This is a genomic window from Prauserella aidingensis, from assembly GCF_024171865.1.
Taxonomy (GTDB): Bacteria; Actinomycetota; Actinomycetes; order Mycobacteriales; family Pseudonocardiaceae; genus Prauserella; species Prauserella aidingensis.
Genome location: NZ_JAMTCN010000010.1, coordinates 118,770 through 145,638, shown reverse-complemented (window position 1 = coordinate 145,638; position 26,869 = coordinate 118,770). Strand labels below are relative to the sequence as shown.

Annotated in this window: 11 protein-coding genes; 8 read left to right on the top strand and 3 right to left on the bottom strand. The window is 67.2% G+C overall.

From position 1 onward, the window contains the following. Both LY13_RS13065 and LY13_RS13060 read left to right on the top strand, forming a co-directional pair. The coding region (locus LY13_RS13065) for a transposase (RefSeq protein WP_253828677.1) at positions 1-292 on the top strand (292 nt) is incomplete at its 5' end. A gap of 223 nt (positions 293-515) precedes the next feature. Further along, the gene (locus tag LY13_RS13060) at positions 516-4,580 is read left to right on the top strand and encodes an Eco57I restriction-modification methylase domain-containing protein (RefSeq protein WP_253828676.1); all 4,065 of its coding nucleotides are present in this window, start codon (positions 516-518) and stop codon (positions 4,578-4,580) included. Between the two features lie 53 nt (positions 4,581-4,633). On the opposite strand, the gene LY13_RS13055 is transcribed toward LY13_RS13060, so the two are convergent. After that, positions 4,634-5,839 (bottom strand): Fic family protein, encoded by a 1,206-nt coding sequence (locus LY13_RS13055; protein ID WP_253828674.1) that lies wholly within the window; start codon positions 5,837-5,839, stop codon positions 4,634-4,636. Positions 5,840-5,969: 130 nt separating this feature from the next. On the opposite strand from LY13_RS13055, the gene drmA reads away from it, so the two are divergent. From drmA to LY13_RS13025, 6 genes are all read left to right on the top strand, one after another. Continuing rightward, positions 5,970-9,854, top strand: a complete 3,885-nt coding sequence (gene drmA / locus LY13_RS13050) for a DISARM system helicase DrmA (RefSeq protein ID WP_253828673.1) — start codon at positions 5,970-5,972, stop codon at positions 9,852-9,854. Beyond that, the gene (gene drmB / locus LY13_RS13045; RefSeq protein ID WP_253828672.1) at positions 9,851-11,758 is read left to right on the top strand and encodes an MrfA Zn-binding domain-containing protein; all 1,908 of its coding nucleotides are present in this window, start codon (positions 9,851-9,853) and stop codon (positions 11,756-11,758) included. The genes drmA and drmB overlap by 4 nt, the downstream gene beginning before the upstream one ends. Beyond that, positions 11,755-12,528: a DISARM system phospholipase D-like protein DrmC gene (gene drmC / locus LY13_RS13040; RefSeq protein WP_253828671.1), complete on the top strand. Its 774-nt coding sequence runs from the start codon at positions 11,755-11,757 to the stop codon at positions 12,526-12,528. Before drmB ends, drmC begins: the two co-directional genes overlap by 4 nt. 82 nt (positions 12,529-12,610) lie before the next feature. Continuing rightward, positions 12,611-14,209 (top strand): serine/threonine-protein kinase, encoded by a 1,599-nt coding sequence (locus LY13_RS13035; RefSeq protein ID WP_253828670.1) that lies wholly within the window; start codon positions 12,611-12,613, stop codon positions 14,207-14,209. Between the two features lie 13 nt (positions 14,210-14,222). Beyond that, on the top strand, positions 14,223-16,313 hold the full coding sequence (locus LY13_RS13030) for a UvrD-helicase domain-containing protein (RefSeq protein ID WP_253828669.1): 2,091 nt from the start codon (positions 14,223-14,225) through the stop codon (positions 16,311-16,313). Between the two features lie 34 nt (positions 16,314-16,347). Further along, positions 16,348-18,645 (top strand): GmrSD restriction endonuclease domain-containing protein, encoded by a 2,298-nt coding sequence (locus LY13_RS13025; RefSeq protein ID WP_253828668.1) that lies wholly within the window; start codon positions 16,348-16,350, stop codon positions 18,643-18,645. Here LY13_RS13025 and LY13_RS13020 read toward each other — a convergent pair. Both LY13_RS13020 and proA read right to left on the bottom strand, forming a co-directional pair. Continuing rightward, positions 18,638-20,854, bottom strand: coding sequence for a DEAD/DEAH box helicase (locus LY13_RS13020; protein ID WP_253828667.1), 2,217 nt, complete (start codon positions 20,852-20,854; stop codon positions 18,638-18,640). The genes LY13_RS13025 and LY13_RS13020 overlap by 8 nt on opposite strands. A 5-nt stretch (positions 20,855-20,859) precedes the next feature. After that, complete coding sequence (gene proA, locus LY13_RS13015) at positions 20,860-26,841, bottom strand: anti-phage protein ProA (protein WP_253828666.1); 5,982 nt, start codon at positions 26,839-26,841, stop codon at positions 20,860-20,862. Between the last annotated feature and the right edge of the window lie 28 nt (positions 26,842-26,869).

Below are 26,869 nucleotides of genomic sequence, written 5' to 3'. Positions count from 1 at the left end.
CCGGGGCCGGCCACGCCGCACACCCGAGGCCGTGGTGGCCGACCGAGGCTACGACCACGACAAGTACCGAGACCTGTTGCGACAGCGCCGGATTCGACCGCTGATCAGCCGCCGAGGCACCCGTGACAACAACCAACCCGTGCGCTGGGTCGTGGAGCAAACCCTCGCACTACTGCACCAGTTCCGCCGCCTGGCCGAACGCTGGGAACGCCGCACCGACATCCACCACGGGTTCCTCGCGCTCGCCTGCAGCCTCATCACCTGGCGACGACTCCCAAACCGAATGCGTTAGGAGCTCTTAGTCAAATTGGGCGAAACGGGAGCGTCACCCTTTTGGCGGTATGGTCGACGGCGGTCGTTACGTTCCGGGAGTGGCCGACATTTACTCTGCCTCTACTGGCGGATTTCGGGCGTCTATAAAGACGAATAACCTGCTCAAGATCGTCGCATAGTCGGATGCCGGGGCGGCGTGGTCGTGGTCTAAACGAGCGAAGATCGTGCGGACGGGGGAGCGGATGGCAGCGACACGGAAGGTTCGAGATCGGGTTCCGGAAGGTACGCAGCAGCACCGGGATTGGCTCAACCTCGTCGACGTCACCGGGCCGTTCCTGTCCATCCCCGTACTGCGCACCGCGTGGCCGACACTCGACGCGCTCGACAAGCAGACCCGCACCGCACTGCGGCAGCACCACGCGAGCTGGCAGGCCGACCCGGCGACGGGCCAACCAGCATGGCTCCACTACGTGCTCGCCGAACTCTTCGGCTGGGGCGACGAACTCCACTGGGCGGAGCATGTCGACCTGGCTCCGCTCGCCGTATCGGTGCCGGAACACGACACGCCGATCGTCCCCAGCTTCGTCCTCACCGAACCCGGAGGAACCGCCAAACCGGACTCCATCCGGCTACTGGGGCTCGTGACCCCACCCGGCGTCCACCCCACCGGAAGACAACCCGGCGACGCCTGGGCCGCGAGCGCCGCCGACCGGCTCGCACGACTGTGCCGCACACACGACGTACCCCTCGGCCTCGCCACCGACGGGCGCTGGTGGACCCTCGTCTGGGCACAACACGACGGCGCCACCGGCACCGCCACCTTCGACGCCATCGGCTGGGCAGACACCGCCGAACGCGACGTCGTCCGCGCGTTCGCCTCGATCCTGTCCCGGCATCGCTTCTTCGGCGTTCCCGCCGACGAGACCCTGCCCTCACTCCTCGAAGCCAGCAAAGACTCACAGGAAGAAATCACCGAATCCCTCGGCGTGCAAGCACGCGAAGCCGTCGAACTGCTCGTCGCCGCCATCGGACGCGCCGACACCGTCCAGCGCGAACGCGGCGAACCCGGGATCACGGACATCAGCGCGGACACCGTCTACCGCGGCTCGGTCTCCGTCCTCATGCGCATCGTCTTCCTGCTCTTCGCCGAGGAACGCGGCATGCTCCCCTCGGACAACGAGCTCTACGCCAGCGCCTACTCGGCAGGCAGGCTATGCGCCGACCTGGAAGTCCAAGCCCTCGAATCCAGCGAAGACGACCTCGAACACAGCCACGCCGCCTGGCACCGGCTACTGGCCCTCTTCGAAGCCGTCTACTGGGGCGTGGACCACCCGCGGTTATGGATGTACCCGCACGACGGGTCACTCTTCGACACCACCACCTACCCCTGGCTGCCCGCGAACATCGACGACCGGACCATCCTGCACGTACTCCGCGCCGTCCAATACGTCGAAACCGGCACCGGCAAGAACAAGGAACGCCGCAAACTCTCGTTCCGCGAACTCGACGTCGAACAAATCGGCTACACCTACGAGGGCCTCCTCGCCTACGACGCCTTCCGCGCCGACGAGGTGTACCTCGGTCTGACCGGCAAATCCGGCGCCGAACACGAAGCACCCCTCTCCGAGCTGGAGCAGCACGCGGCCGAGTCGGCCGACGTGGCCGAACTGGCCGAGCGGATCGCCAACGCCTACCGGAAATCCGGCATCGGCACCGCCCGCGGCGTGGCACGCAAACTCGCCCCACCGCCGCCCGCCGAACGCGAAGAGCAGCGCCAAAAGCTACTCGCCGCCACACGTGGCGACGCCGCGCTGAGCGATCGCCTCCTGCCGTTCGCGAACCTCATCCGGCGTGACCTGCGCGGACTGCCGATGGTGATCCTGCCGGGCGAACTGTTCGTGACCGAATCCGTCGCGCGCCAGGACACCGGCACGCACTACACGCCACGCGACCTCGCCGAACGCGTGGTGCGCGACGCGCTGGAACCCCTGGTCTATCGCGTCGGCCCGGTCCAGACCGCCGACGAGAGCCGCTGGGTCCCCAAGACCGCCGATGACCTACTCGAACTCAAGGTCGCGGACATCGCGATGGGCTCGGGAGCGTTCCTCGTCGCCGCGGCCCGTTACCTTGGCCAGCGGCTCGTCGAGGCGTGGGCACGCGACGGCGACGACCGCGCGATGGCAGCCAAGATCTCCCGGGCCGTCGGCGACACCGAGGACGACCGAGTGGTCGTCGAGGCACGCCGGCAGGTCATCGAACACTGCCTCTACGGCGTCGACATCAACCCCACCGCGGTCGAAATCGCCAAAGTGTCGCTCTGGCTGGTGTCGATGGACGGCGACAAGCCGTTCACCTTTCTCGACGACCGACTCAAGACCGGCGACGCGCTGCTCGGCGTCACCTCGATCGAACAGGTGCGGACCATGCACCTCGACCCGGCCACCGGCCGAGACCTGCACAGCGACCTGTTCGCCTGGACCGCGAGCACGCAAGCGCGCATCGAGAAGGCAGCCGACACCCGCCGCCGGATCGCCGAACTCCCGCAGCTCGGCAGTCCCCTGGACTGGCTCGACGACAAGCGCAAACTCGATCGCGAAGCCGCCGACGACACGGCCGACCTGCGACTGGCCGCGGACACGCTCGTCGGCGCACTCCTCGCCAGAGCCCCCGAAGGGCCGCGGGGTATGAACCGCGCGTCGGTCGAGGCCGCTCACCTCGCGAACCAGGTCATGCGGGACGACGAGGTGACACTCGCTCGCAGCCAGGCCGACGCCTGGCTGCGCGCGGACAAGGGCAACATCGTGTTCCCCCGCCGGCCACTGCACTGGCCATTGGTGTTCGTCGACGTATTCGACAAGGGCGGATTCGACGCCGTCGTCGGCAACCAGCCCTATCTCGGCGGTCAGAAACTCACCAGCGCACAGGGGCACGCCTACCGCGAATACCTGATCCACGCCATCGGCAACGGCGTCCGCGGCAGCGCCGACCTCGTGGCGTACTTCGTGCTACGCGCACACAGCCTGCTCAAACCCACCGGCCAGACCGGCCTGATCGCAACCAACACCCTCGCGCAAGGAGACACCCGCGAAGTCGGCCTCGACCAGGTGGTCGCAGCCGGAACCACGATCCGCCGTGCGACGAAGAGCATGCAGTGGCCGACCAAGAGCGTCGCGCTGGAGTGCTGCATCATCGCGACGAGCCGTCAACCACTCGGAGACGACGCCGACAGCCGCGCCGACGGAGTGACCGTTCCCGCGATCACGGCGTCGCTCGACGCGAAGTCGCGGGCCGACGGAAAACCGGCGCGGTTGCGCGCGAACCAGGGGATCGCGTTTCAGGGAACGAACATCCTCGGCACGGGGTTCACGATGGAGCCGGCCAGAGCGCAGGAACTCATCGCCCAGGATCCCGCCAACGAGGATGTGCTCTTTCCTTACCTGAACGGGCAGGACGTGAACTCCCGCCCGGACTGCTCCGGCAGCCGCTGGGTCATCAACTTCCACGACTGGAGCGAAGACCGGGCGCGCGAGTATCCGGAGTGCTACGACCAGGTTCTGCGTGACGTGAAGCCGGAGCGTGCTCAGAGCAACAACAAGTCACGACGCGAGCTGTGGTGGAGGTTCACTCGGCCCACACCTGACCTCTACCGTTCCATCGCTGGGTTGGGACGGGTTGTTGTGCTTACGCAGACCAGTCGGACTGCCATGCCGGTAATGGCTCCGACCGGTCAGGTCTTCGCGCACAAGCTCGTGGTTTTTGCAACGGAAGACGCGGGGATGCTCGCGTTGCTGTCGAGCGCGCCTCACTACTGGTGGGCGGTCCGCAACGCATCAACGATGAAGACGGATCTTAGCTACACGCCGAGCGATGTATTTCAGACGTTCCCGTTGCCGGAGTTGACCGGTGAGCTGCGTGAGCTGGGCGAGCGTCTCGACAGGTACCGCCGGGACGTGATGCTGTCCCGCAACGCGGGGCTGACGAAGACGTACAACCTGGTCTTCGACCCGGACTGCCGTGACTCTGACATCGAAGAGCTGCGGCGTATCCACCGGGAGATCGATGAGGCCACGATCCGGGCGTACGGCTGGGAGGACCGTATCGCGGCGGTCGGCGGCTTGGACCACGGTTTCCACCCGGTCGGCCGCGAGACCCGCTACACCATCGGCCCGGCGGCACAACGCGAGATCCTGGACAGTCTCCTCGAGCTCAACCACGAACGTGCAGCGCAGGAGGCTGATACGCAGCCGGTGCGAAAGAGCGGGCCCCGACGTACGAAGCGCGCCGAGCAGCAGGACACGCTGGTATAGCACCGGCCACCGGCGGTCGAGGGGCTCAACACCGCAAGATGTCCCGATCCCTTCTACAGCTTCGGGTCGGCGACAGGAGTCCCCGACGCTCCCGGGATGAAGGCCTCGATCAGCTCCATCCGGGGCCTAAGAGTCTGCGGGTTCGCCTTCTCCGCCAGTCCCAGGTCGATCAACTTGTTCACATCCCGCGTGACGGTCTTGCCATCTTTACCCGAGTAGCGTTCGGCGAGCTCGACGGTCAGCCGGCGCAGGTCGGAGATCGGATTGCCCTCCGGATGCAGGGCGAACAGCAAGTCCCGCTGCCTGCGCGACGGTTCGGTGTGCGGCTGGTCCGCGAACACCTCATGCACATAGTTGATCCACGACACGCGCACTTGCTGAGCTTGGACCGTCTGGATCTGCTCCCGAAGCTGGTCCACGAAGCCCTCAGCGGCGTAGTGCACGAACCCGAGAACATCCCCGTTCCGGGACGCCGCGTCGAGCCGCCGGTAGTACTCCGTACGTGTGCGGTTGTAGTGATCCGACAGCAGGTTCGTCGCGACCCACGGAACCAGGCCGGAGCGAGTCAAGATCGCGCATTCCAACAGCCGCGCGGTTCGCCCGTTGCCATCGCCGAACGGATGGATCCACGCCAGGTACAGATGCCCGAGGACGGCTGCCAGGAACGCACGGAAGAACCGCAAGCTGCTCGACTCGCCGCTGCCGGCCGCCGTCAGCTCGTCCAGCCAGCCGACCAGTTTGTCGATCAGCAGCGGAACATCCTCGGGGGGAGCGCCGCGGTAGTTACCCACCACCAACTGGGTCGTGGTGTATTCGCCCGGGTTGACGTGCTCGTCCAGCTCCAACCCGGCGAGGACGCGATGGTTCTGCTCCCGGATCCACTCGGCGTCGAGTTTCGGCGCAGCCCCGGTCTCGAACTTGGCTGCCAGCGCCCGAAGCGCCTCCAGCACGTTTTCGATCTCGACCTGCAGGTAGTGCTGGGACGGTGGCAGCTGCCGCCGTCCCTCGTAGATGTCCCGTGCCTCGCTTTCCGATAGCGTGTTGCCCTCGATAGCGGTGCTCGCCAGCGCTCCCTTGACGAGATATACGGCAGCAAGCTCGCGGGCGACGCCGGGCGCCAACGGGGTTCCCGTCAGGTGCCGGCACTTGGAGTAGGCCTCACCGAGCAGGGACCATAGTTGGGCCTGCTTGCCGAACTCCATGGAAAACTGGAAGGTCAACCATGGGTGGCTGTCCTGGTAGCTCCTACCTGCAGTCATGTTCCAAAACTAGATTTTGGCTGCTATTTTGTCCAGTTAGATGTCCAGTCTGATGTCTTGACCGATGGTCGGCCTGCTCGGTCGTCGATCTGCGGGACACGACTGCTATGCGATAGGAACAGGCGGCACCATGAGCGGTAACGATGCTCTCTTCCCCAACCCGAACGGGGAGCAGACCTCGTTGGACACGTCGGGCACCGTGCACGGGGACCAGGACGACAGGGCCGCCTCACCCCTGGACCAGTCGCAAGAGTTCGCCGAAGCGAGTTCGTATCAGGTTCGTGACGAGTTTCAGGAGCTGATCGAGCGGGACCTCCTCGGCCCGTGGTCCGGCGAGCGCGAGGAGCTGCCGCGCGGTTCCAGCGGCCCGCGCGACCGATACCTGGTCGGCATGCTCGGGCCGAAGTACGAACCACGTTCCACCGTCGACGCGGCCGACTCGCTGTCCGGCGCCGACACCGAGGTGCAAGGCGACGGTAGTGGGGAAGGGTCGGGCGAGCTGCCCGAAGTGATCACGCCCCAGAACCTCGGGCGTATTTGGGCCTCGTCGATGGGGCTGTCGTGCTGTGTCGGGCAGGGCACCGACACCGTGGCCGTCACGGTCGAATGGGGCGAGTACGACAAACGCGACAGTACCGACGAGGACGGCAACAAGCGCACCGCGTGGGCGCGCGAGCCGGTTTCGCACACGGTCGAGGTCCGGCTCACCGGAGAACCCACCTTCACCATCCCGCTCACGGCAGCCAGTATCAGCGAACCGGGAGTCCAGCTGGTCGCCAAGGTTCGTACCCGCGGTGCCCAGCGCACTCTGGAACTGACCTTGGTCAACGGGCGGATGATCCCCGAAGGTTCCGGCACCGACGCCGCCTGGCTGTTCCAGGCCAAGCTCATGGTCACCGCGATGGACGGGGCGGAGGCGGTCTTCCTGCCGATCGATGATCCCCTCGATGGGGACCATCCCGGAGAGGACGCTGAAGAAGCGCACCTGCGCCTGCTCTACCGCAACCAGCTCAAGTACGCCGCAGGACACAACGTCGCCGTCCATCCGCACGCCGAGCCCGGCGCTCGGCGGACCCACAAGCTGGAGACCACCTGGCTGCCCGCCTACAACGTGCCCGCCACCGAGGCGCCCAGCGGCGCCGGTACCCCGCTCGCCGGAACCGAGCTGTCCATGGACGCTCTCGCCGAGGCCGAGCCGGAGCAGCTTCGCACCGGGCTCGCTCCGCTAGTCGATGGCTACGCCGCGTGGCTCGACGAACGCGAAGGCGAGGTCGGGCAGCTTCCCGACAACCTGCGCAGGACCGCCGAATCAGCCGTCTTCACCGCACGTCGTGCCTGTGAGCGCATCCGAGCCGGCATCACGCTGCTGGCCGACCCGGCTTCGCCCGGACACGACGACGCTCTGCGCTCCTTCCGCTTCGCCAACCGGGCCATGGCCGCGCAGCGGCGGCACACCGACATCGGCAGGATCCGCGAAGACCCGGCCGTCAGCTACGCCGACGCCAAGGCCACGGTGGACGCGCGGGGAACCGGCGCCGCGTCTTGGCGGCCGTTCCAGCTCGCCTTCGTCCTGCTCAACCTGCCGTCACTCGCCAACGCCGACCACCCGGAACGGGCCGCGAACAGCGACGCGACCGTCGACCTGCTGTTCTTCCCCACGGGAGGTGGCAAAACCGAGGCATATTTGGGGCTGACGGCGTTCACGTTCGCGATCCGCCGCCTGCAGGGCACCGTCGGCAGCGGGCAGCAGGCGCGGGACGGCGCGGCCGGAGTCGCGGCGTTGATGCGCTACACCCTCCGGCTGCTCACCGCGCAACAGTTCCAGCGCGCTGCCTCCCTCGTCTGTGCCACCGAAATGCTGCGCAGGGAGGACCCGGACACCTGGGGCGCCGAGCCGTTCCGGATCGGCCTGTGGGTCGGTGGCAGCGTCTCTCCGAACTGGGTGGACGAAGCGTCCGACCAGATCGCGGAAGCCCGCGAAGCGGGCAGCGGCATGCGGGTCAACGTGCTGCAAACGCTTGCGTGCCCGTGGTGCGGTGCAGCCCTCCAAGCACACCGGGACCTGCACACCGACGCGGATGCCCGCCGCATCTACCTGTACTGCCCCAACGCCGAGGGCTCGTTCGCGTGCCCGTTCTCCCGTCCGCAGTCGCCCGAAGGACTGCCCATCCTCACCGTGGACGAGGAGATCTACCGCCTGGTGCCGAGCCTGATCATCGCGACCGTGGACAAGCTGGCGCAGCTACCGTGGAAGGGCTTCGCGGGCATGCTGTTCGGCCGCGTCCACCAGTACTGCCCCCGGCACGGATATCGGCACGAGGACCTCGACCCCAAGGCCAAATGCGGCGGCAGGCACAACAAGACCAGCAAGCTCCCCGGCGTCACCAGTCGGGCCGTCGTGTCGCTTCGACCGCCGGACCTGATCATCCAGGACGAGCTGCACCTCATCTCCGGCGCACTCGGCACGACGGTCGGACTGTTCGAAGCCGCCGTGGACGAGCTGAGCAGCTGGACGACCCCCACGGGCAACCGCGCCGCGCCGAAGATCGTCGCCTCGACCGCCACGACCAAACGTGCTGCCGAACAGGTTCGCGGGGTATTCGCCCGTGGGCTGGAGATCTTTCCGCCGCAAGTCACCGATGTATCGGACACGTTCTTCTCCCGTCAGGTGCCGGTCGACGAGACCAACCCTGGCCGCCGCTACCTTGGGGTGTGTGCACACGGTGTGCGCCTGAAATCCGCTGAGATCCGGATCGCGGAAATCTTGCTGCTCGCCGGGCAGACCGTGTTCGACACGTACGGCCGGCCCGCGGACCCGTACATGACAATGGTCGGCTACTTCAACGCCACCCGGGAACTCGCCGGGATGCGCCGCTACCTCGACGACGACATCACCACGCGGGTGCGGCGCCACGGCCGCTTCCGGGGCATCTCCGACCGCCTCGGCGGGCCTGCGTCGATGCTGACCGTGCAGGAACTGACGTCGCGCATCTCGTCCGGCGAGATCAGCAACGTGCTCAAACACCTCGAAGTCGGTTTCGACCCCGACGTCGACACCAGCACCCGCCGCCGCGCCATCGCCGACAACTGGCGAGAGGTGCTAAGCGCGCGCACCAAGTCGTCGCGGGGAGGGCAGAACGACCCTGCCGCGCACCCGCTCGCCGAACGCTCGCGAGACCGGCACCGCAGCGGCCGGCTTCCGGTTGACGCGGTGCTGGCGACGTCGATGCTCCAGGTAGGCGTCGATGTCTCCCGCTTCGGGCTGATGATGGTGACCGGTCAACCGAAGAACACCGCGGAGTACATCCAGGCCTCGTCCCGGATCGGCCGTGATCCGCGGCGCCCCGGGCTGGTGGTGACGTTGTACAACTGGACCAGACCCCGGGATCTCGCTCACTACGAGGACTTCGAGCACTATCACGCCACGTTCTACCGCCAGGTCGAAGCCCTGTCCGTGACGCCGTACACGCGGCGCTCGCTCGACCGCGGAACCGCTGCGGCCTTTATCGCGGCGGTGCGCCACGCGGCGGAATCCCATTCCCGAAACGCGGACGCACACCAGGTCGACCTGGACGGGCCGTTCGTGCGTGCCATCGCGGAGCGGATGCTCACCCGAGCCGAGATCGTGTACGGACAGCGTGGTCGCGACTACCTCGCCGAGCGGCTGGCCGCACTGACCGACGTGTGGAAGCAGCGCAAGCAGGGATCCACCCAGCTCGGCTACGAGAAGCAGACCGCGAAGCAGCAGCTGCTCACCGGCCTGCTGCGAGCCCCGGGTGACGGTCGCTGGCAGGAGACCACCGTCGCGCGCTCGATGCGCGAAACCGAAAACGAGATCAACCTGCTCGTTCCTGGTGGCGACGAGCTGTATACGTCGACGTACAACGCTCCTGAATGGTCGTTCGGCCCGCCGGACACCACGACATCCACGGACACGGGCCTCGAGGACGCATCCGGGGACGAGCTCGGCGACGCGGCATGGAACCCGTCCGCGAATGGGGGAAGCAACCGATGAGTACACAGCATCGCCGCCGCGTCGGCGCCGTGCGACCCAGCCACTTGATGTTCACCAGCGGAGTGGGCGCTCTCGTCGACCTGCCCAACTTCTCGGTATTGATCCGTGGGCTGGACGACTGGAACTTCGCCGCCGTCGAGGGGCAGGAAGGGTGGGGCCCGATCGCCGAACCCCGGCTGCTCGGTGCGGTCCGTGCGATCGCCGGCCCCAAGGTCAGCGAGCTCCGTCCAGCCCCCTGGATGGACGGCATCGACACCGAACCGACCGGCCCCGCGTCCCGGGTCGGGGTGCCCACCATGCCGTTTCCATCCTGGTTCCGCTGTACGGCGTGCAACGAGCTGGCCGCCATCGATTCCCAGGTGTTCACGTTCGACAACTCCAAACCACGTCGCCCGCACGATGCCCGGTTCTTCCATCGGGACTGCGCAAAGAAGAAGTCCGGGCGGCCGCTGGCCGTGCCGGCGAGGTTCGTACTGGCCTGTACCGCGGGCCACCTCGACGAATTCCCCTACCGCGAGTTCGTGCATGCCGGCCAAGCGTGCCCGAAGACGCCCCAGCCGCGCATGCAGATGGACGACCAGGGTGGCAACCTCGGCGCGAACGTGTGGATTCGGTGTGTCAGCTGCGATTCCCGCCGCAACATCCGTCAGGCGATGGGTCAGCGGGGCGAGGAAACCTTGCCCCGCTGCCGGGCGCGGCATCCGCACCTCGGGACGTTCGACCCCTCCGGGTGCGGCTCCAAGCTGCCGCCCAAAGTCCTGGTGATCGGGGCTTCCAACCAGTGGTTCGCGCAAACCCTGTCGACCCTGTGGGTACCCGAAACCACCGGCAGCGAGCTGGACAGCATCGTGGAGCGGCACTGGGACGCCGTATCGCAACTACCGGTGTCGATGTATGCGTTCGGCCGGGACAACGTCCCCGCCTTCCGTGAACTCGCCCGCTGGAGTGACGACGAGATCAGCGCGGCCGTGGAACGCGTACGGGCGGCCAAACAGGAGGCCGACGACGGGCCGGAAGAAGGCTACCCGGACCTGCGTACCGCCGAATGGCAAGCGTTCACGGCGCCGAGGCTGGCGGAGCCGATGGACGACTTCGCCTTGCGCCGCCTCGACGAGGGTGTGCCGGCTCCGCTCAAGGGTTACTACGAGGACGTGATCCAGGCCGAGCAGCTGCGGGAAGTGCGTGCACTCGTCGGTTTCACCCGCCTCGACTCGCCGGACCCGGACGATCCGAAACTGGTCGAAGTCGCGCCGCTGTCGCGGGACAAGCCGAGCTGGGTGCCGGCCAGCGAGGTGCGCGGCGAGGGCGTGTTCCTGCGTGTTCCTGAGGAACTGCTTGCCCAGTGGGAACAGCGGGTGACCGATATGCGGGCCATGCGCCAGCATCGTGAGGCTTACGAGCAGTTCCGTAAGAACCGCTATTCGGACCGGTTGCCCGGCAAGTTCGATCCGATGGCGTACTGGCCCGGCGAGCGCTATATCGCGCTGCACACGTTCTCTCACCTGCTCATCCGCACCATTGCCCTCGAATGCGGATACAGCTCGGCCAGCCTGTCCGAGCGGATCTACGCGGGCACGGAGGACGATCCGCGCAGCGGCATCCTCATTTACACCGCTGTGCCCGATGCCGAAGGAACGCTCGGCGGCTTGGTCTCGCAGGCTGAGCCCGAGCAACTCGTGCGGATCACCCGGCGCGCCCTGCGGGACGCCATGCGCTGCTCGTCCGACCCGCTGTGTGCGGAACGTCTGCCGCAGCCGCCGGCCGACTTCCTCCACGGCGCCGCGTGCCACGTATGCCTGTTCGTCTCGGAGACAACCTGTGAACGCGGCAACCGGTTCCTCGACCGCCGCTTCGTCGTCCCCATCAGTGATCCCGAGCTGTCGTTGTTCCCTGGGGCACCGTGAGCGCATTCGAGGAGACCGCAACCGCCGCCGCACCGCATCTCGGTGCGGCGGTACTACGTGGCTTGGCGGGAAGGATCGGAGCGGGCTGGCCCGAACACGCTGTGCTGGCCGAGCTCGGGTATGCGGCGGGCGAGTACGCCCGCCCGATTCTGCGAACCCGGGAGGACGAGAGCGTTCCGGTGGAACAGGCGGCGGCCTTTCTGCGTGGTCTTGCCGCCGGGTATGCCGAGCAAAGCGCGTCGGTCTCGGTGGAGACGGTGTGGAGCGGCCCGAGTACGCACTCCGTTCCGGTGCGGGCCACCGCGCAGGCACTGATCCAGGTCGTCGGTGAGGCGACGACGGAGCTGGTGCTCATGACGTACTCGGGCCGGCGCCACCAACCATTGCGGGAAGCACTGTCTGCCGCTGTCGAACGTGGCGTTGAGACCACGGTCGTCGTGGAGACGTTGCAGGGCGCCGGCAGCGCGCTGGCCGGTCACGAGCCCGCCGCGGCGTTCGCCGGGATACCGGGAGTACGGCTGTGGCACTGGCCCATAACGCAGCGTACGGAGCCGCGGTCGAAGCTGCACGCCAAACTCGCGGTCGCCGATCGTCGTGTCCTGTTGGTCTCCAGTGCCAACCTCACCCAGTCCGGCGTGGAGAAGAACATCGAGGCGGGCACGCTGGTGCGGGGTGGCAGCGCACCTGCACGGACGGCCGAGCACATCCTCGAATTGCGTAACCATGGGATCCTGCAGCCGTTGGCCGTGAGTGCACAGGGGGCATTGTGAGTTTGTGCTTGGCCCGATCGGATCAAGATCACTCCACCCGCAATGTGGTAATTGTCGGGATCACTGTGCATAGGAGGGTCGCGTGACCCAGCGCAAGGTGATCAACGACCGATACGAGCTGCAGCGTCTGCCCATCGCGCGCGGCGGTATGGGCGAGGTGTGGGAAGGCCGCGACACCCGGCTGGACCGGGAGGTCGCGGTCAAGTTCGTCAGATTCCCCGACGGGGTCGAAGACGAGGACCTGATCCGGCGCTTCGTACGCGAGTCCCGGATCACCGCCCGGCTACAGCATCCCGGGGTTCCGGCAGTGTTCGACGTCGGCACCGAGGACGGCCGCCCCTTCCTCGTGATGCAGCGTGTGCACGGCACCAGCGTCAGCGACCTGCTCGCCCAGCACGAGCAGCTGCCGATCGGCTGGGCCGCGGCTATCGCCGCTCAGACCTGTTCGGTGCTCGCCGTGGCGCACCAGGCCTCGCTGGTCCATCGCGACCTCAAACCGAGCAACTTGATGCTGGAGCCGGACGGCACCGTCAAGGTGCTCGACTTCGGCCTGGCAGTGGCGTTGGATCTCGCTGACATGTCGCAGATCACCCGGTCCGGCCAGACGATCGGTACGCCCGCATACATGGCTCCCGAGCAGGTCCTGGCCGCCCTGAGCGGGCCCCAGACCGACCTGTACGCGCTCGGCTGCACGCTGCACGAGATGCTGACCGGCCAGCACGTGTTCAGCGGTTCGACCTCGTACGCGGTGATGAACATGCAGGTCGACGCGGACCCGGAGTCGGCACGCGCGATAAGGCCGGACGTACCTTCTGGATTGCAGTCTGTGCTGACTGCTCTACTGGAGAAGAAGCCGGAAAACCGGCCTCCGTCGGCGCAGGCCGCGTACGAACAGCTACTGCCGTTCGTCACCGATCTGGGGCCGGTTCCCGGGGCACTGCATCCACCTGCGGTACCGAGCCCGGCCCGGATGTACGCAACGGTCGTCAGTCGTACCTTCTCCGCCGACAGCACAAGGGGACGTGGTTCCCCGTCGCCCGGGCCTCCTGGCCTGTCCACTCCACCACCGATAGCGGCGGAGACCAACGATACGCGGCCTGAGAAGTACACCCGGCCCGATCGCAGCCGGTTGGACCGAGTGCGGGCTGACGCGAGTGAGCTCGTACGACAAGCTCGGTACAGCCAGGCTGCGGAACTCCTCGGCAACGCCGTACAGTCCGCGCGTGCCGAGTTCGGTCCGGTCGACCCCGACGTGGTCAACCTCCGGCTCGAATGGGCCAACGTGCTGTTCGAGGGTGGTGACTACCGCACGGCGGCACCCGCATACCAGGCGTTGAAGGCAGACCTGGTGGAGCGCGACGGTCCCGACTCCGAGCTGGTGTTTCGTTGTCGTCTGCAGAACGCGACCTGCCACGCTCTGACCGGTGATGCGGCGGTTGCGTTGGAGGCAATGCACGAACTGTTGGCCGACGAACAGCGCGTGTTCGGGCCCACTGACCCGCGTCCGATCGAGCTGCGCAGGCAGATCGGGTTACTGCAGCTCGGCGCGGGACAGCGGGCCGCGGCTGGCGACACGTTGAGCGGGCTGCTCGATGATCTGGTGCGCGAGCATGGTGAGCAGCATCCAGCGGTCCCGAAGATCCGGGACCTGCTCGCCGGTGTCCCGGGCAGCGACGGATGAGGGGGAGCCGGTAGTGCCTCAGTTGGCGATCGACAGGGATTTCCTGCGCGAGTATTCGAAGCTGGAGAAGTCCGTCCAGGAACGCGTCGATGCGGCGTTCAGCAAGTTCGAGCAGTCATCACATGCGGGACAGCATCTGGAGAAGGTCTCCAACGCCCGGGACCTGCGGTTTCGCACCATCCGCATTACCGACTTCTGGCGCGGCGTCGTACTCGCGCCCGAGTCCGGGGACACCTACACGCTCCTGACCGTGCTGCCTCACGACGATGCCTACCAGTGGGCGCAGCGCCGCAGCGCTTCGGTGAACGCGGCCACGGGCCGGATCGAGATCAGGGACGTCGCTGCCATCGAGGGTGCCCTGCCGGAGCTGTCGGGTATGGCGGCTCACGCACCGGCGCACCTGTTCGACACCGTCAAGGACGCGGATCTGCGCAAGCTGGGGATCGACGAGCAGACACTGGCGTTCGCCCGGGCCCTGACCGACCAGATACAGCTCGACGCCGCCCGGTCGTTCCTGCCCGGTGTGCAGTGGGATGTGCTGGCGGGGCTGGCCGCGGGGTTGACTCCCGAAGAGGTGTGGACCGAGCTGGGTGATGTGATCACCGGCGAACGGTTCGATCCGGACGACCTCGACGCCGCCGTGGCCCGCAGTACTGACCGGGTGGTGCTGGTCGACGGACCCGAAGAGCTGCTGACCATTCTGCGCCAGTCGTTCGCGTTGTGGCGGGTGTACCTGCACCCGGTACAGCACAAGCTGGTCGAGGCGCGTTACCGGGGGTCAGCTCGCGTGACGGGCGGCCCGGGAACCGGCAAGACCGTTGTCGCGCTGCATCGGGCACGTCATCTGGCGCAGCACGGCGACGGCCCGGTGTTGCTGACGACTTTCACCTCGACATTGACCGGATCGCTGTCCGCGGGGCTGACCACGCTCGCCGACAGCGACGAGATCCGCGACCGGGTCACGGTCAAGAACGTCGATCAGCTCGCCCATCAGGTGTTCCGGGAGCAGCACGGTGCGCCACGCCTGCTGGACAGCAAGCAGGAAACCGGCCTCTGGCGCGCGATCATCGACCGGCTGCAGGTGCCGTTCACTGACGCTTTCCTCCGCACAGAGTGGCGGGAGGTCGTGCTGGCTCAGCAGATCACGAACGCCGAGGAATATCTCGCCGCCAAGCGGACAGGGCGCGGACGCGCCCTGGGGCCACGGCAGAAGGCGCAGGTGTGGCAGGCCGTCTGGGAGTTCGAGGGGCAGGTGCGCGAAGGCGGCTGGTCGACACACGAGACCGTATGCGCCGAAGCCGCCCGGCTGCTCGCCGGACGAACGGACAAGCCGTTCCGGCACATCGTCGTCGATGAAGCGCAAGATCTCAGTCCCGTCCAGTGGCGGCTACTGCGCGCCGCGGTGCCGGCCGGCGCCGACGACCTGTTCCTCGCCGGGGACACCCATCAGCGCATCTACAACAGCCGGGTCAGCCTGCGGGACATCGGCATCACTGTCACCGGACGTTCCAGCCGGCTTACGGTGAATTATCGGACCACGGCGGAGATCCTCGCATGGAGTCTCGGTGTCGTTCGCGGCGAACCGATCGACGACATGGATGGCGGGCTCGACAGCATCGCGGGCTGTCGTTCGGAAATGCACGGCGCGCCACCGGCGTTGACCGGCTACGGGACGAAGAATGCCGAGCTCGACGCGTTGTGCACGCAGCTCAGAGAATGGCTCGACGCGGGTGTGGAGCCAACCGAGATCGGCGTGGCGGCGCGTGCGAACTGGCTCGTGGACAGTGCCGTGAACGCACTCGTCGCGGAATCGATATCTGCTCGTGCCTTGACCAATGACAGGGATGCCTCGGATGCGGTAGCAGTGGGCACGATGCACCGGATGAAGGGCCTCGAGTTCCGGTGTCTCGCAGTGGTCGGAGTCAGCGAACAGCACATGCCGCCACCCAACGCGGTCATATCGGCCGACGAGGACCTACAGGCCCACCGGCACGACGTCCAGCGGGAACGCTGCCTGCTGTTCGTCGCGTGCACCCGCGCGCGGGAACAGCTCGCGGTGTCGTGGCACGGTAGTCCGAGCAGCTTGTTGCCGGCCAGGCAGTAGGCGCGTAGACGAAGGGCAAGACAGGAGTTCGAACATGGCCAAGCTGCGGATGATCATCGACCAGGTCGAGACCGGAACGATGCTGCTTCCAGAGTTTCAGCGCGGATATGTGTGGAACCGCGACCAGGTCCGTGGTCTGATGCGCTCGTTGTACCGTGGCCACCCTGTCGGCGGGTTGCTGTTGTGGGAGACGGCGGCCGAGGATGTATCGGTACGCGGCAGTATGGCAGGGACCGGCACGCACCTGCTCCTGTTGGACGGCCAGCAGCGGATCACCTCGCTGTACGGGATCATCCAGGGCGAACCGCCGCGCTTCTTCGAAGGAAACCCGGACGCGTTCACCGGTCTCTACTTCAATGTCGCCGATGAGCAGTTCAAGTTCTACGCACCAAGCATCATGGCCGATGACCATCGCTGGATCGATGTCACGCGACTGTTCCAAGAGGACATCTCCGCGTTCGTGAACGGCTTCAGCGAGAAGGAACCGGAGAACTTGCCGACCTACGTGGCGCGTCTGACTCAGCTCCGTAATCTGCTTGAGCGGGATTTTCACGAGGAGAAGATCACCGGGAAGGACGTGTCGACAGACGAGGTCGTCGACATCTTCAACCGTGTCAACTCCGGTGGCACGAAGCTGACGAAGGGTGACCTCGCGCTGGCCAAGCTGTGTTCCGACTGGCCGGATGCCCGCACCGTCATGCGTGAGCACCTGGCCAAGTGGGAGTCGGCGGGCTTCAACTTCAACCTTGATTGGCTGCTGCGTAACTCGACGAGCGTCGCCACCGGTCGTGCGGAGTTCAGCTCGCTGGACGCGGTGTCGGCGGCTACCTTCCGCCAGTCCCTGACCAGTTCGACCGACTATATCGGCCACTTTCTCGACGTCGTGTCGAGCCGTCTCGGTCTGGACCACGACCGAGTGTTGATGGGCCGGATGGCGTTCCCGGTGATCAGCCGGTTGCTTGCGCTCAACGGTGGGGAGTTCTCGAATAGCGAGGAGCAGGGCAAGGCGCTGTACTGGTATGTGCACTCGGCGTTGTGGGGGCGCTTCGCCGGTTCCACCGAGACGTATCTCAACCACGACTTCGACACCGCACAGCGGAACGGCGTGGACGGCTTGATCCGTTCGCTCGAGCGGTGGCGCGGGGGCAACCTCGACGTCCAACCGCATGACTTCGGCGGATCCACCACCGGATCGCGGTTCTACCCGCTGCTGTATCTGCTGACCCGGGTCAACGGAGCCCGCGACCTCGGGACGGGCCTGGAGCTGAAGGCGGAGATGCTCGGCAGGCTGTCGTCGTTGCAGGTGCATCACATCTTCCCGAAGGCGCTGCTGTACGAGGCCGGGTACCCCCGCAGCCTGGTCAACTCGATCGCCAACTTCTGCTTCCTGACGCAGAACAGCAACTTGGCTGTCGGTAAGAGGAATCCGGCCGAGTACTTTCCCGAGGCGGAATCGAAGCATCCGGGGGTGCTGGCCTCGCAATGGATCCCGCAGGATCCGGAGCTGTGGCACGTTGACCGGTACGAAGACTTCCTCGAGGCTCGCAAGGAGCTGCTCGCCGGTGCGGCCCAGGGTTTTCTGTCCCAGCTTCGCGAGGGCACGTCGCAGCACGCCGGCCAGGGCCTGCAGCCGCTCGCGGTATCGACCGGAGACGAGACGGACGCCCGGGACGCGCAGGTGCGGGACATGATCGAGGAGATGGTCCGGCTCGGGTGCGTCAAGCCGATCACCGACACGGAGATCGCCGACCCGGAGTCCGGGCGTGCTCTGGCGATGGCAGAGGCGTACTGGCCCGAGGGGTTGCAGCCCGGGCAGGGTGAGCCGGTGATTCTGGAACTCGACGCCGAGGCAGCTGACCTGCCGCGGCTCGAAGAACTCGGCTACGAAGTGTTCACCTCGGTCGACGCGCTGCTGGGTTTCGTACAGCGAAGGAGCGACAGTGCGGCGGGCGTCGAATCGGACGACGGTGTCACCGGGGAGCCGGAGGGTCAACCGAGCAATCCGGCCGCGGAAACCGAGAGTGTCGCGGAGTTCGGTGCACAGATGTTGAAGTTGTACGAGCGGAGCCGGACGGAGGCCAACTACGCTGCGACGTACTTCCGCAGCATGCTCTCCGAGCTCGGCCCGTTGGAAACCGCACGCAAACTCCTTGATTCGCCGGCTGTATCGGATGGCTTCGCGGCGTTGTGGGAGCGGGGCAGGCTCGACCTCACCGTCGAGGCCCTTGTGACTCAGCCGCGGTTCGAGGAGCTGTTCACCGAACAGGAACTCAGTGCTGCGCGTAAGCGCCTCGATCAGTTCGGCTATCCGGTCGGTCGCGCGGTCAGTTGATGCCCAATCGGTGTTGTTCCGCCATGATGATGCGCTGTTCCATGGGAAGCGTGTTGTCGTCGAGGCTGTCGGGGAGGTGTTCGTGCGTATCCACCGCGCGGGCGTCCGCCTCCTTCGCCTCGCTCCTGCGAGCGAACTCCGCGAACAGCAGGCTCTTCTCCTCCTGAACCTCGCGAAGTCGTTCGTCCACGCTGCCTTTGGCGAGCAGCCGGTGCACCTGCACCTTTCGGACCTGGCCCATCCGGTGGGCGCGGGCCACGGCCTGTTCCTCGGTGCTCGGCTTCCATTGCGGTTCCGCGATGACCACGATGGAGGCCGCCTGGATGTTGAGGCCCTGGCCGCCCGCCTCGATCTGCAACAGCAGCACGGCGTGCCCGTCGTGCCGGCTGAAATCGTCCACGATCTGCTGCCGAACCTGCGGTGACACGGAACCGGTGATCGGCCCCGTCGCACGCGAGCCGAGACGGTTGCCGATCCGGTCCAGCACGTGCAGGAAGTTCGAGAACACCACCATCTTCAGCCCGTCCTCGTGAGCCTCGTCGGCGATCTCCGCCAACCGTTCGAGCTTCGCGGAGTTCTCGGCGTGGAACGCGGCCTGGCGCATCTGCATCAAGTTGCGGGACTGCACGGTCGCGTTGTAGGCGGTGTCGTCGGCAGGGCTGAAGTAGACCCAGTCCTCGACCTCGATCTTGTCCGGCAGCTCCGTGAGCACGTCCTCCTGGTTACGGCGAAGGTAGACCGGTGCCACCGCACGCCGGAAGTGCTTCGCCCCGGTCACGGCGTCCGTGGCGTCGATACCTCTCGCGATCGCGGGCTGCAGGTACGACACCAGAGTGCGGAACTCCTCGACCCGGTTCTCCATGGGAGTGCCGGTCAGGAACATCGCACGCTGGGAGTGGTTCACCACCTCGGCCACGGCCTGCGAGCGTTTGGTCGTGGGGTTCTTCGCCAGGTGCGCCTCGTCCACCACCGTCATCGCCATGTCGGCCTCGGTGACCCCCTCCAGCTTGCCGAGCGTGTCGAACGTCGTGACAGCCACCCCGCCGTCGCGCAGCCACGTCCGCGTGGCGGCAGCTCGCCCGGCACCGTGGAGGGTGTGTGCGGTCAAGCGGCTGTGTTTGGTGATCTCGTTCGTCCAGTTCGCCAGCACGCTCGCCGGGCACACGACCAGGAACCGGCGCTGGCCCCGCGCCGCAAGGTGCGCGAGCACGGCCAAAGCCTCCACGGTTTTGCCGAGCCCCATCTCGTCACCGATGATCGAGAACTTTTGATGGATCGCGTACTGGGCGCCGAAGGCCTGGTAGCCGCGCAACGTGGCCGTCAGCAGACTCGTGTCCAGCGGGACGGCGCTGATTTCCTGGCGTAGCTCGGCCGGGATGAAACCCTGCGCGGCCTCCGTGTCGTCACCGTCGCCCGCGCCACCGAGAGTGGAAAGCAACGCGTTGAACGATGCGGCGTCGGACGTGTACTCGTCCCACACCTGCCACTCGGGATGCGAATTCGGATCGGTCGCTCGTTCCTGTGACTCCAGCGTCTGGTTCAGCGATGCCACGCGGGGATCGGCCAGTATGGCGTCCAACTGTGCGAGGGCCGTCAGCGCGGCGTGCTTCTTCGCGCTTCCCCGGAACAGCATCGAAGGCCGGCTCGCGGCCGGTTCCGCGTCGGACACCAGGGGAGCGGTCTGTGCGGTGAGCTGCCGGAGCTGTGGCTCCAGTGTCGTCACGGCGCTGTCGGCGTGCCTGACCGCCATGAGGGTGGCGAGCAACTGTGCCTGCGCCCGGTCCTTCCGGTCCGGATCGAACCGGAACCGCGTCTGCTCGGCGACCTGCGCCGCCAATCGCTGCGCGGCTCCGACCACCTGTTGCGCGGTCTGCGGCCCGATCCCGGGAACGGCCTGGATTCGCTGCGGGCCCGCGGTGAGGACCTGAGCCACGAAGCCGAATCCCCCTTCGGCCACGGCGTTCAGTCGCGCGCCCCGGCCGACGAGATCACGCAGGTCGGCGATCGGCCTGCGCTGCAACTCGGCCTGTACCTGCCGGTCGGTGAGGACCGCTACCTGGTGCCGGGCGCTCTCCCGCAGGGTCGCCGGTGTGGCCAGCAGTGTTTCCGCGCGTTCGGTGAACTTCCGGACCACGGACAACGTGTGCTTGGCGGGCTTGCCGACCTTGGCTCTGGCGGCATCCAGCGCCGCGGCTGACACTTCCGGCATCACCGTTACCCCAAACTGCTCGGCAGAAGGCCCTCTTGGATACCGAAGCCGAGTACCCGGACGACGTGGTTCTCGACAGCTTCGGTCATCTTGGTGTGCCCGAGCAATCTGAGCGCCTCACGCAGCATCCGCTCGTCCAGTCCGCGGGTCTCGAACGAGTGCCGGATCGCATTGATGATCTCGTGCGGGGCGATCTCCTGAACCGTACGATCGCTCGACCGTCGGGTTTCGCGGAAGCCTCGCCAGGTGTGCGGATCCAGCTCGGCCGGCCAGACGTGGGTCCCGAGCGGACTGCGTTCGGTCCGCAGGGCCGAGGGAAGGTGTTCCAGAGCCTCGAGGATCCGGTTCTCCCGCACACGTCCCAGTCCGAAGCAGTGCAGCGCCTTCTTGGCCAGTCTGTTGATCTCGACAGGGCCCTCGACCTCGGCGACCTCGACGAACATCTTCTCGAGCTGTCGTTGCACGGCCGCGTCGGAGCCGAGCCGGTCGAGGTCTTCCTTCACCCCCACGGGCCTGGGTTCGTACGGCACGAACGGCACGCCACCCTCGGACGGTCGGGCGGCGCCCTGGGACTGCGGCGCATCGGTGCTCGCACTGTTCACGACGGATGCCCGTTCCGCGGGCAGACTGCCGGGCACCTGAGCGTGTTCCGGCACTCCCCCTTCCTGGCCTGCGGACGGGGGAATGCCGGCCTCGTTCCCTTCCGAGTCACCCGCACCGGCGTCCGGTCGCTCCGCTGTGCCGTCCGGTCGCTCCGCCGTGCTGTCCGGTCGCTCCGCTGTGGCATCCGACTCCGCTGTGGCGTCCGACTCTGACCTGGCGATCGCCTGGTCGATGCGTTCCAGCACGGCCGCACGTTCCCGTACCCAGGCTGGCAGCCATACGCGCACGGTGGACGGCCACCGCATCTTCGCTCCGAGTAGCTGCGGTGCACGGTCCCGGTCCGCCACCGTGAGCCGCGACGCCCATTCCGGGCCGTCCAACAGCACCGCCACCTGCCAGCTCCGGGAACCGGGCGACCGGACAGCGATGTCGACGGTGAACTGCGACAGGCCGACGTTCGTGGCGACCTCGTACCCGCGTGCCCGGACCGCGTCCGCGACCTCACCGAGGATGCGATCGTCCGCCCGCGCCTCGCTCGCCTCGATGCCGCCGAACTGATCGAACCCGCCCGCAGCCAGCTCCAGGTAGGCCCGCAAGTGCCGAATGCCGGTCGCATTGCTCCGGGCCAGATCGATGTCGTGCGGATCGAACGAGCTGAACAACATCACCTGCTCCCGAGCACGGGTGACGGCGACGTTGAGCCGCCGTTCGCCGCCGGCATTGTTGAGCGGGCCGAAGTTCAGTGGCAACTGCCTCGTGTCCGGGTTGCGCGAGAACGCCAGCGTGAACAGGACGACATCCCGTTCGTCGCCCTGCACGTTCTCGAGGTTCTTCACGAACAGCGGCTCGTCCTCGCGCGACAGGGCGTGCTGGACGTTGGGATCGTCGCTGTCCTCCAAGTGGTTCAGCACGAGGTTGCGCTGCTGGACGTTGAACGTGACGACTCCGATCGAACGTCCGGCCGTCGCCGGGTCGGCGAGCAGTGCGGCGATCTGGTCCACGATCGCCCGTGCCTCGACCTGGTTCGTGCGCGTCCTGCCTCGATCGTAGGTGCCGTCGAGGCGGCGCCAGGTGATGCCGGCGTGCGGCCAACTCCCCGGCGCGGGCAGCGTGTGCAGCTTGTTCTCGTAGTAGTGCTGGTTCGAGAAGGCGATCAGTGACTCGTCACTGCTGCGGTAGTGCCAGGACAACCATTCCCGGTCCAAGCCGGATTCGACGCACTCCTCGAGAATGCTGTCCAGATCCGCCGGTACTGCGTCCTCGGTTCCGTCCTCTCCTCCCGTGGCCTCTTCGTCCGCGTCGCCGTGGTCGGCTTCCATGATGCTGCTCGGCGGCATCTGTTTCGAGTCGCCGACCACGACCACCGACCGCGCCCGGCCCATCGCGCCGACGGCTTGGGCGACACGGATCTGCGACGCCTCGTCGAACACCACCAGGTCGAACTCCACCGCTCCCGGGGGAAGGAAGTTCGCGACCGACGCCGGGCTCATCAGGAAACACGGTGTCAGTCCGGTGATCTCGTCCGGGTACTTCGCGAGTAGCTGACGGAAGGACAGCCGGTTCGCACCTCGGCGCGACGTCGTGAGGTGCCGCAGGAACTCCCGGTCGCCGTCGAGCCGCGGGCGCTGGGCGAGGAGCTCACTCGCGAGCCGCGTGGGCAGCAGGGACTCGAGTTCATCGCCGAGCCGGAGGTACTCGTCGACGTGATGCTCGTGCGCGTCCGCGTCGAAGTACTCGAGTTGCCCGGCCTGCAGCCGTTCGCGCAACGCCGTTCCCGCGACACCGCGCAGATACGCGACTTCGATCTCGTCCGCCGGCAGTGCTCCGGTCAGGATCTGCTCGCAGAAGTCGGTGAGCCCGGCGCCGGCCAGTACGTCCGTGTGGGCCACGACGGCGCCCCACCGCTGCAGCGGAAGCAGCCCCTGCGTCCGCAGCTCCTCGCGCCACACCGGGCCGTCGGCGTCCCAAGCCTGCAGCCACGACCGTCCCGAACACCAGCGGCCGAACTCCTCCGTCCCCGGCGTGAGAAGCCGGGACCAGTTTCCCCACGCTTGCACGAGCCGTTCCAGCTCGGCCACCGGTGCGTGCCTGCCGAGGTCGTGCAGCGCCTGCCACAGCCCGGCGGCGCTCGCCCGCAGCTCCCGTCCGGAAACCAGCGCGTCGCGCCGCCGCTCCACCGCAGTGATCGCGTCCGGCTGGGTGGGGGACCAGTCGGACGGCAGCTCCAGCCCGGGCACGGCCACCAACTGCTGGTGCAACGTGGCCGCCTGGTCCCGCGCCACGGCCGCTGCGGTCACGGTCTGCTGGATGACCTCCGGGTCGAGGGTCGCATCCTCGCGCAGATGGGGCTGCAACCGTTCGGTCAGGCGCCTGCGTTTCTTCTTCTTGCCGAACAGGCCCTTGTCGGTGTTGCCGGCTTCCGTGACCCATGCGGGCAAGTCCGGATGCGCGAAGGTCTCCGGACGGAACGTCGCCAGGACGGCCGCGTGGTGGCGCTGGAACCCTTCCAGTTCGGCGAGCAACCCGTCGACCGCGGCGTCCCACCCTTCGCCCGCCGCCGCGCGGGTAGCCTGCTGGCCCGGCAACCTGTTCTGCCGTGCGAGCCGTGCGCACGGCAGGGCCGTCCCCGTGTACGCCGGCCAGGAGAGCCCGGTGAGCTCGGAACGCAGCTGTTCGGGAAGCCGGTGGAACAGCGCACGCACCGTCTCGAGTTCGTCGGCCGCGGCCACCAGCTCGGCGGCGTCGAGCGCGTCGACCGTACGGTGCCCGCTGAGTGACCACGGGTGCTGCGCACGGAGGCGTGCGGATTCGGTGGCAGCGGGTAGTTCCGCCACGGTTGCGTACACGGCCTGGCGCTGCTGCTCGTCCAGGCCCATGACTTCGGGCGGCACCGGCGCGGTCGCGCCGGTGCCGTGCGCGGTAGTGGCTGCGTAGGCCGACCACGCGGAGAACCGGGCCGCGTTCTCCTCGTGCAGTCGTTGTGGGTAGTCCCGTAGTGCTCGCACGTTCTGCCGGTAGCGTGCCTCGGCGGCTGCCCAGCCGTGTTCGTCGTCCTGCACCGTGCGTTCGCGTGCGGTGTTCAGCTGCTCGCGGATGCTCGCCAACGACTGCTTGCGGCCATGCAGGTCCAGACAGAAGTCGCTGATCCCGATCGCGCCCAGCCTGCGCTTGACCACGTCGAGCGCCGCCTGCTTCTCCGCGACGAACAGGACCTTCTTGCCGTTACGCAGCGCGTGCGCGATGAGGTTCGTGATGGTCTGCGATTTGCCGGTTCCGGGTGGGCCTTCGAGCACGAACGAACGGTCCTTGGCCGCCATCGTGATCGCGCGCATCTGCGAACCGTCCGCGGCGATCGGCAGCTGCAGGGCAGCCTCGTCGAACGCGTCGTCGGCGGAGGCGGTGGCGGCCGAGTCGGCGAACTGGTGGCCGGGTTTGGTCACCAAGTGGTGCACCACCGGGTTGGCCAGGAACCGTTCCCAGTGATCGGTGAGATCACGCCACATCTGGACGGTGGAGAACTGCAGCGGCCGCAGGCTCGCGAGCTCGTCGACCCGGTAGTGCAGATCGTTCTCCACGAGCCTGCTGCGGACGGCTTCGAGCGAGCGCGCGATGTCGATCCCGTTGTCGTCGAGGGGCGGGTTCTCCAGTTCGGGGATCCGCACGCCGTGCTTGACCCGCAACCACTCGATGAGGCAGGAGTTCGGTGCCGAGATCTCGTCGCCGTCGGCGACGATCGTGTACGGCGAGCGGCCGCTGCCGCCTTCGATACGCACGGGGAGCAGGAACAGGGGAGCGTGCGCCTCACCGGAGGCGCCCGGGTGCACCAGGGTGCCGAACGTGAGATACAGATAGTTGCTGCCGGTCTCCTGCTGGATCGTGCGCGCCTCGCGCTGCAACTCGCGCATCTTGGCGATGTATCGACCGTCCGCTACTCGACCGTAGATGCGGTGGTCATTTTCGAGTTCGCCGGCGACGCTCTCGTCGGGCAGGTCGCGGACGGTGTTCACACCGCTCAGCTGCTGGACGCCGCCGACACGGTCCTCCGGGACGATGCGGATCTGTGTGCCGCTGTGCACGAGATCGTCCAACGCCGCCAGCGCGTGGCGCGGCACGTGCAGGTCCAGGCCCTTGCCGCGGGTGGGGAGCTTCAACAGGGGATTGCGCAGGCTCAGGTCGAGCAGCGACTTGCGCCAACGCTTGATGCGCTCCGGTGCGTCGTCCGGGTCCTCCTCCCGCGTCGCCAGGTTCCGTTCGGTGCCGACGGTGTCCGCGCCCACCAGCTCACCGGGCAGTGCGAGCGTGGGTGCCTGCGCGGCGCCGGAGGTGTCGGCCGGTTCCGAGACGGTCCGCCGATCGTCGGAGGGGAGCGCCTTGATGGCGGTCCGGTGCGCGAGCGCGACGTCGACCATGCCGTGCAGGTGCTCTCTCGCCCGGAACTGCGCCGCGCCCGCCCGCAGCGCCTCGGAGTAGTCCTTCGAGGCGGTTCCCGGGCCGATACCGGTCAGCTCGACGGCGAGCGCCCGCCGCGACTCCATCAGATTGATCATGTGATTCGGATCGAGCGACACGGTCTCCGGGAGCCGTTCCTCCTCCAGGAAGAAACCGGCGAACGCGTGACCGGAGACGATCCAGATCAGCGGGTGAAGGCCCGCCTGCTCGAGGCAGGCCGCGTAGGTGACCGACAGGTCGAGGCAGTTGCCGAGCTCGCTGCCGAGCACGTCGGCGGTGGTACGCACCTTCTGGCCGGTGTCCTCGAAAGAGGCCGGCACGCCGACGTAACTGATGCGGTGAGCGCGCAGCGCCTCGTAGACGGCCCCGCCGATCTGTGCGGCGCGCTGCCTGCCCGCCTGGTAGCCCTCCATCGAGCTCGAACCGGTCTCGCGTTCGAGCAGGTCCCGAGCGCTCCGCAGGACCTGGTCGACCGAGGCGGTGTTGGGCTGTACGAACGCCGCGATCGATTCGTACAACAACGGTGAGTTGAACCACTCGTTGCGCGCGAGCACCCGCGATCGCCCTTCAGCGTGCAGTCGCGTGCCGCCGGCCTTCACCAGGACCCGGTAGTGCACGGGGTAGGCCTCGTCGGCCGCACCGATCTTTGCAGGATCGGGAGCGAGATCGGCGAAATCGACCCTGAGTACCTCGGAACCGCCGTGGAGATGAGGGATCGTGCGGTGCCACGTCGCCATTTCCCCGTCCGGGCCCAGCAGGTCGACCTGCACGTCGAGTCCCGGAATGTCCTCGTCGGTCAGGTTCTCCACCCGGAGATAACGGACGACCGGTACGTCGTTGTGCACGAGCGCGTAGTTGATCGCAGGCGGGAACGCCAGTTCCACGCTCAGCCGATCGTCCTGCGCTGCGGCCGTGTACCGCTGCGTCACCGTCATCGAGGGCATCTCTCCTTCGGCCCGCGGC

Coding starts and splice junctions, on each gene's coding strand:
- LY13_RS13060 (WP_253828676.1), top strand. CDS start 516: ATGGCAGCGACACGGAAGGTTCGAGATCGGGTTCCGGAAGGTACGCAG.
- LY13_RS13055 (WP_253828674.1), bottom strand. CDS start 5,839: ATGACTGCAGGTAGGAGCTACCAGGACAGCCACCCATGGTTGACCTTC.
- drmA (WP_253828673.1), top strand. CDS start 5,970: ATGAGCGGTAACGATGCTCTCTTCCCCAACCCGAACGGGGAGCAGACC.
- drmB (WP_253828672.1), top strand. CDS start 9,851: ATGAGTACACAGCATCGCCGCCGCGTCGGCGCCGTGCGACCCAGCCAC.
- LY13_RS13025 (WP_253828668.1), top strand. CDS start 16,348: ATGGCCAAGCTGCGGATGATCATCGACCAGGTCGAGACCGGAACGATG.
- LY13_RS13020 (WP_253828667.1), bottom strand. CDS start 20,854: ATGCCGGAAGTGTCAGCCGCGGCGCTGGATGCCGCCAGAGCCAAGGTC.
- proA (WP_253828666.1), bottom strand. CDS start 26,841: ATGACGGTGACGCAGCGGTACACGGCCGCAGCGCAGGACGATCGGCTG.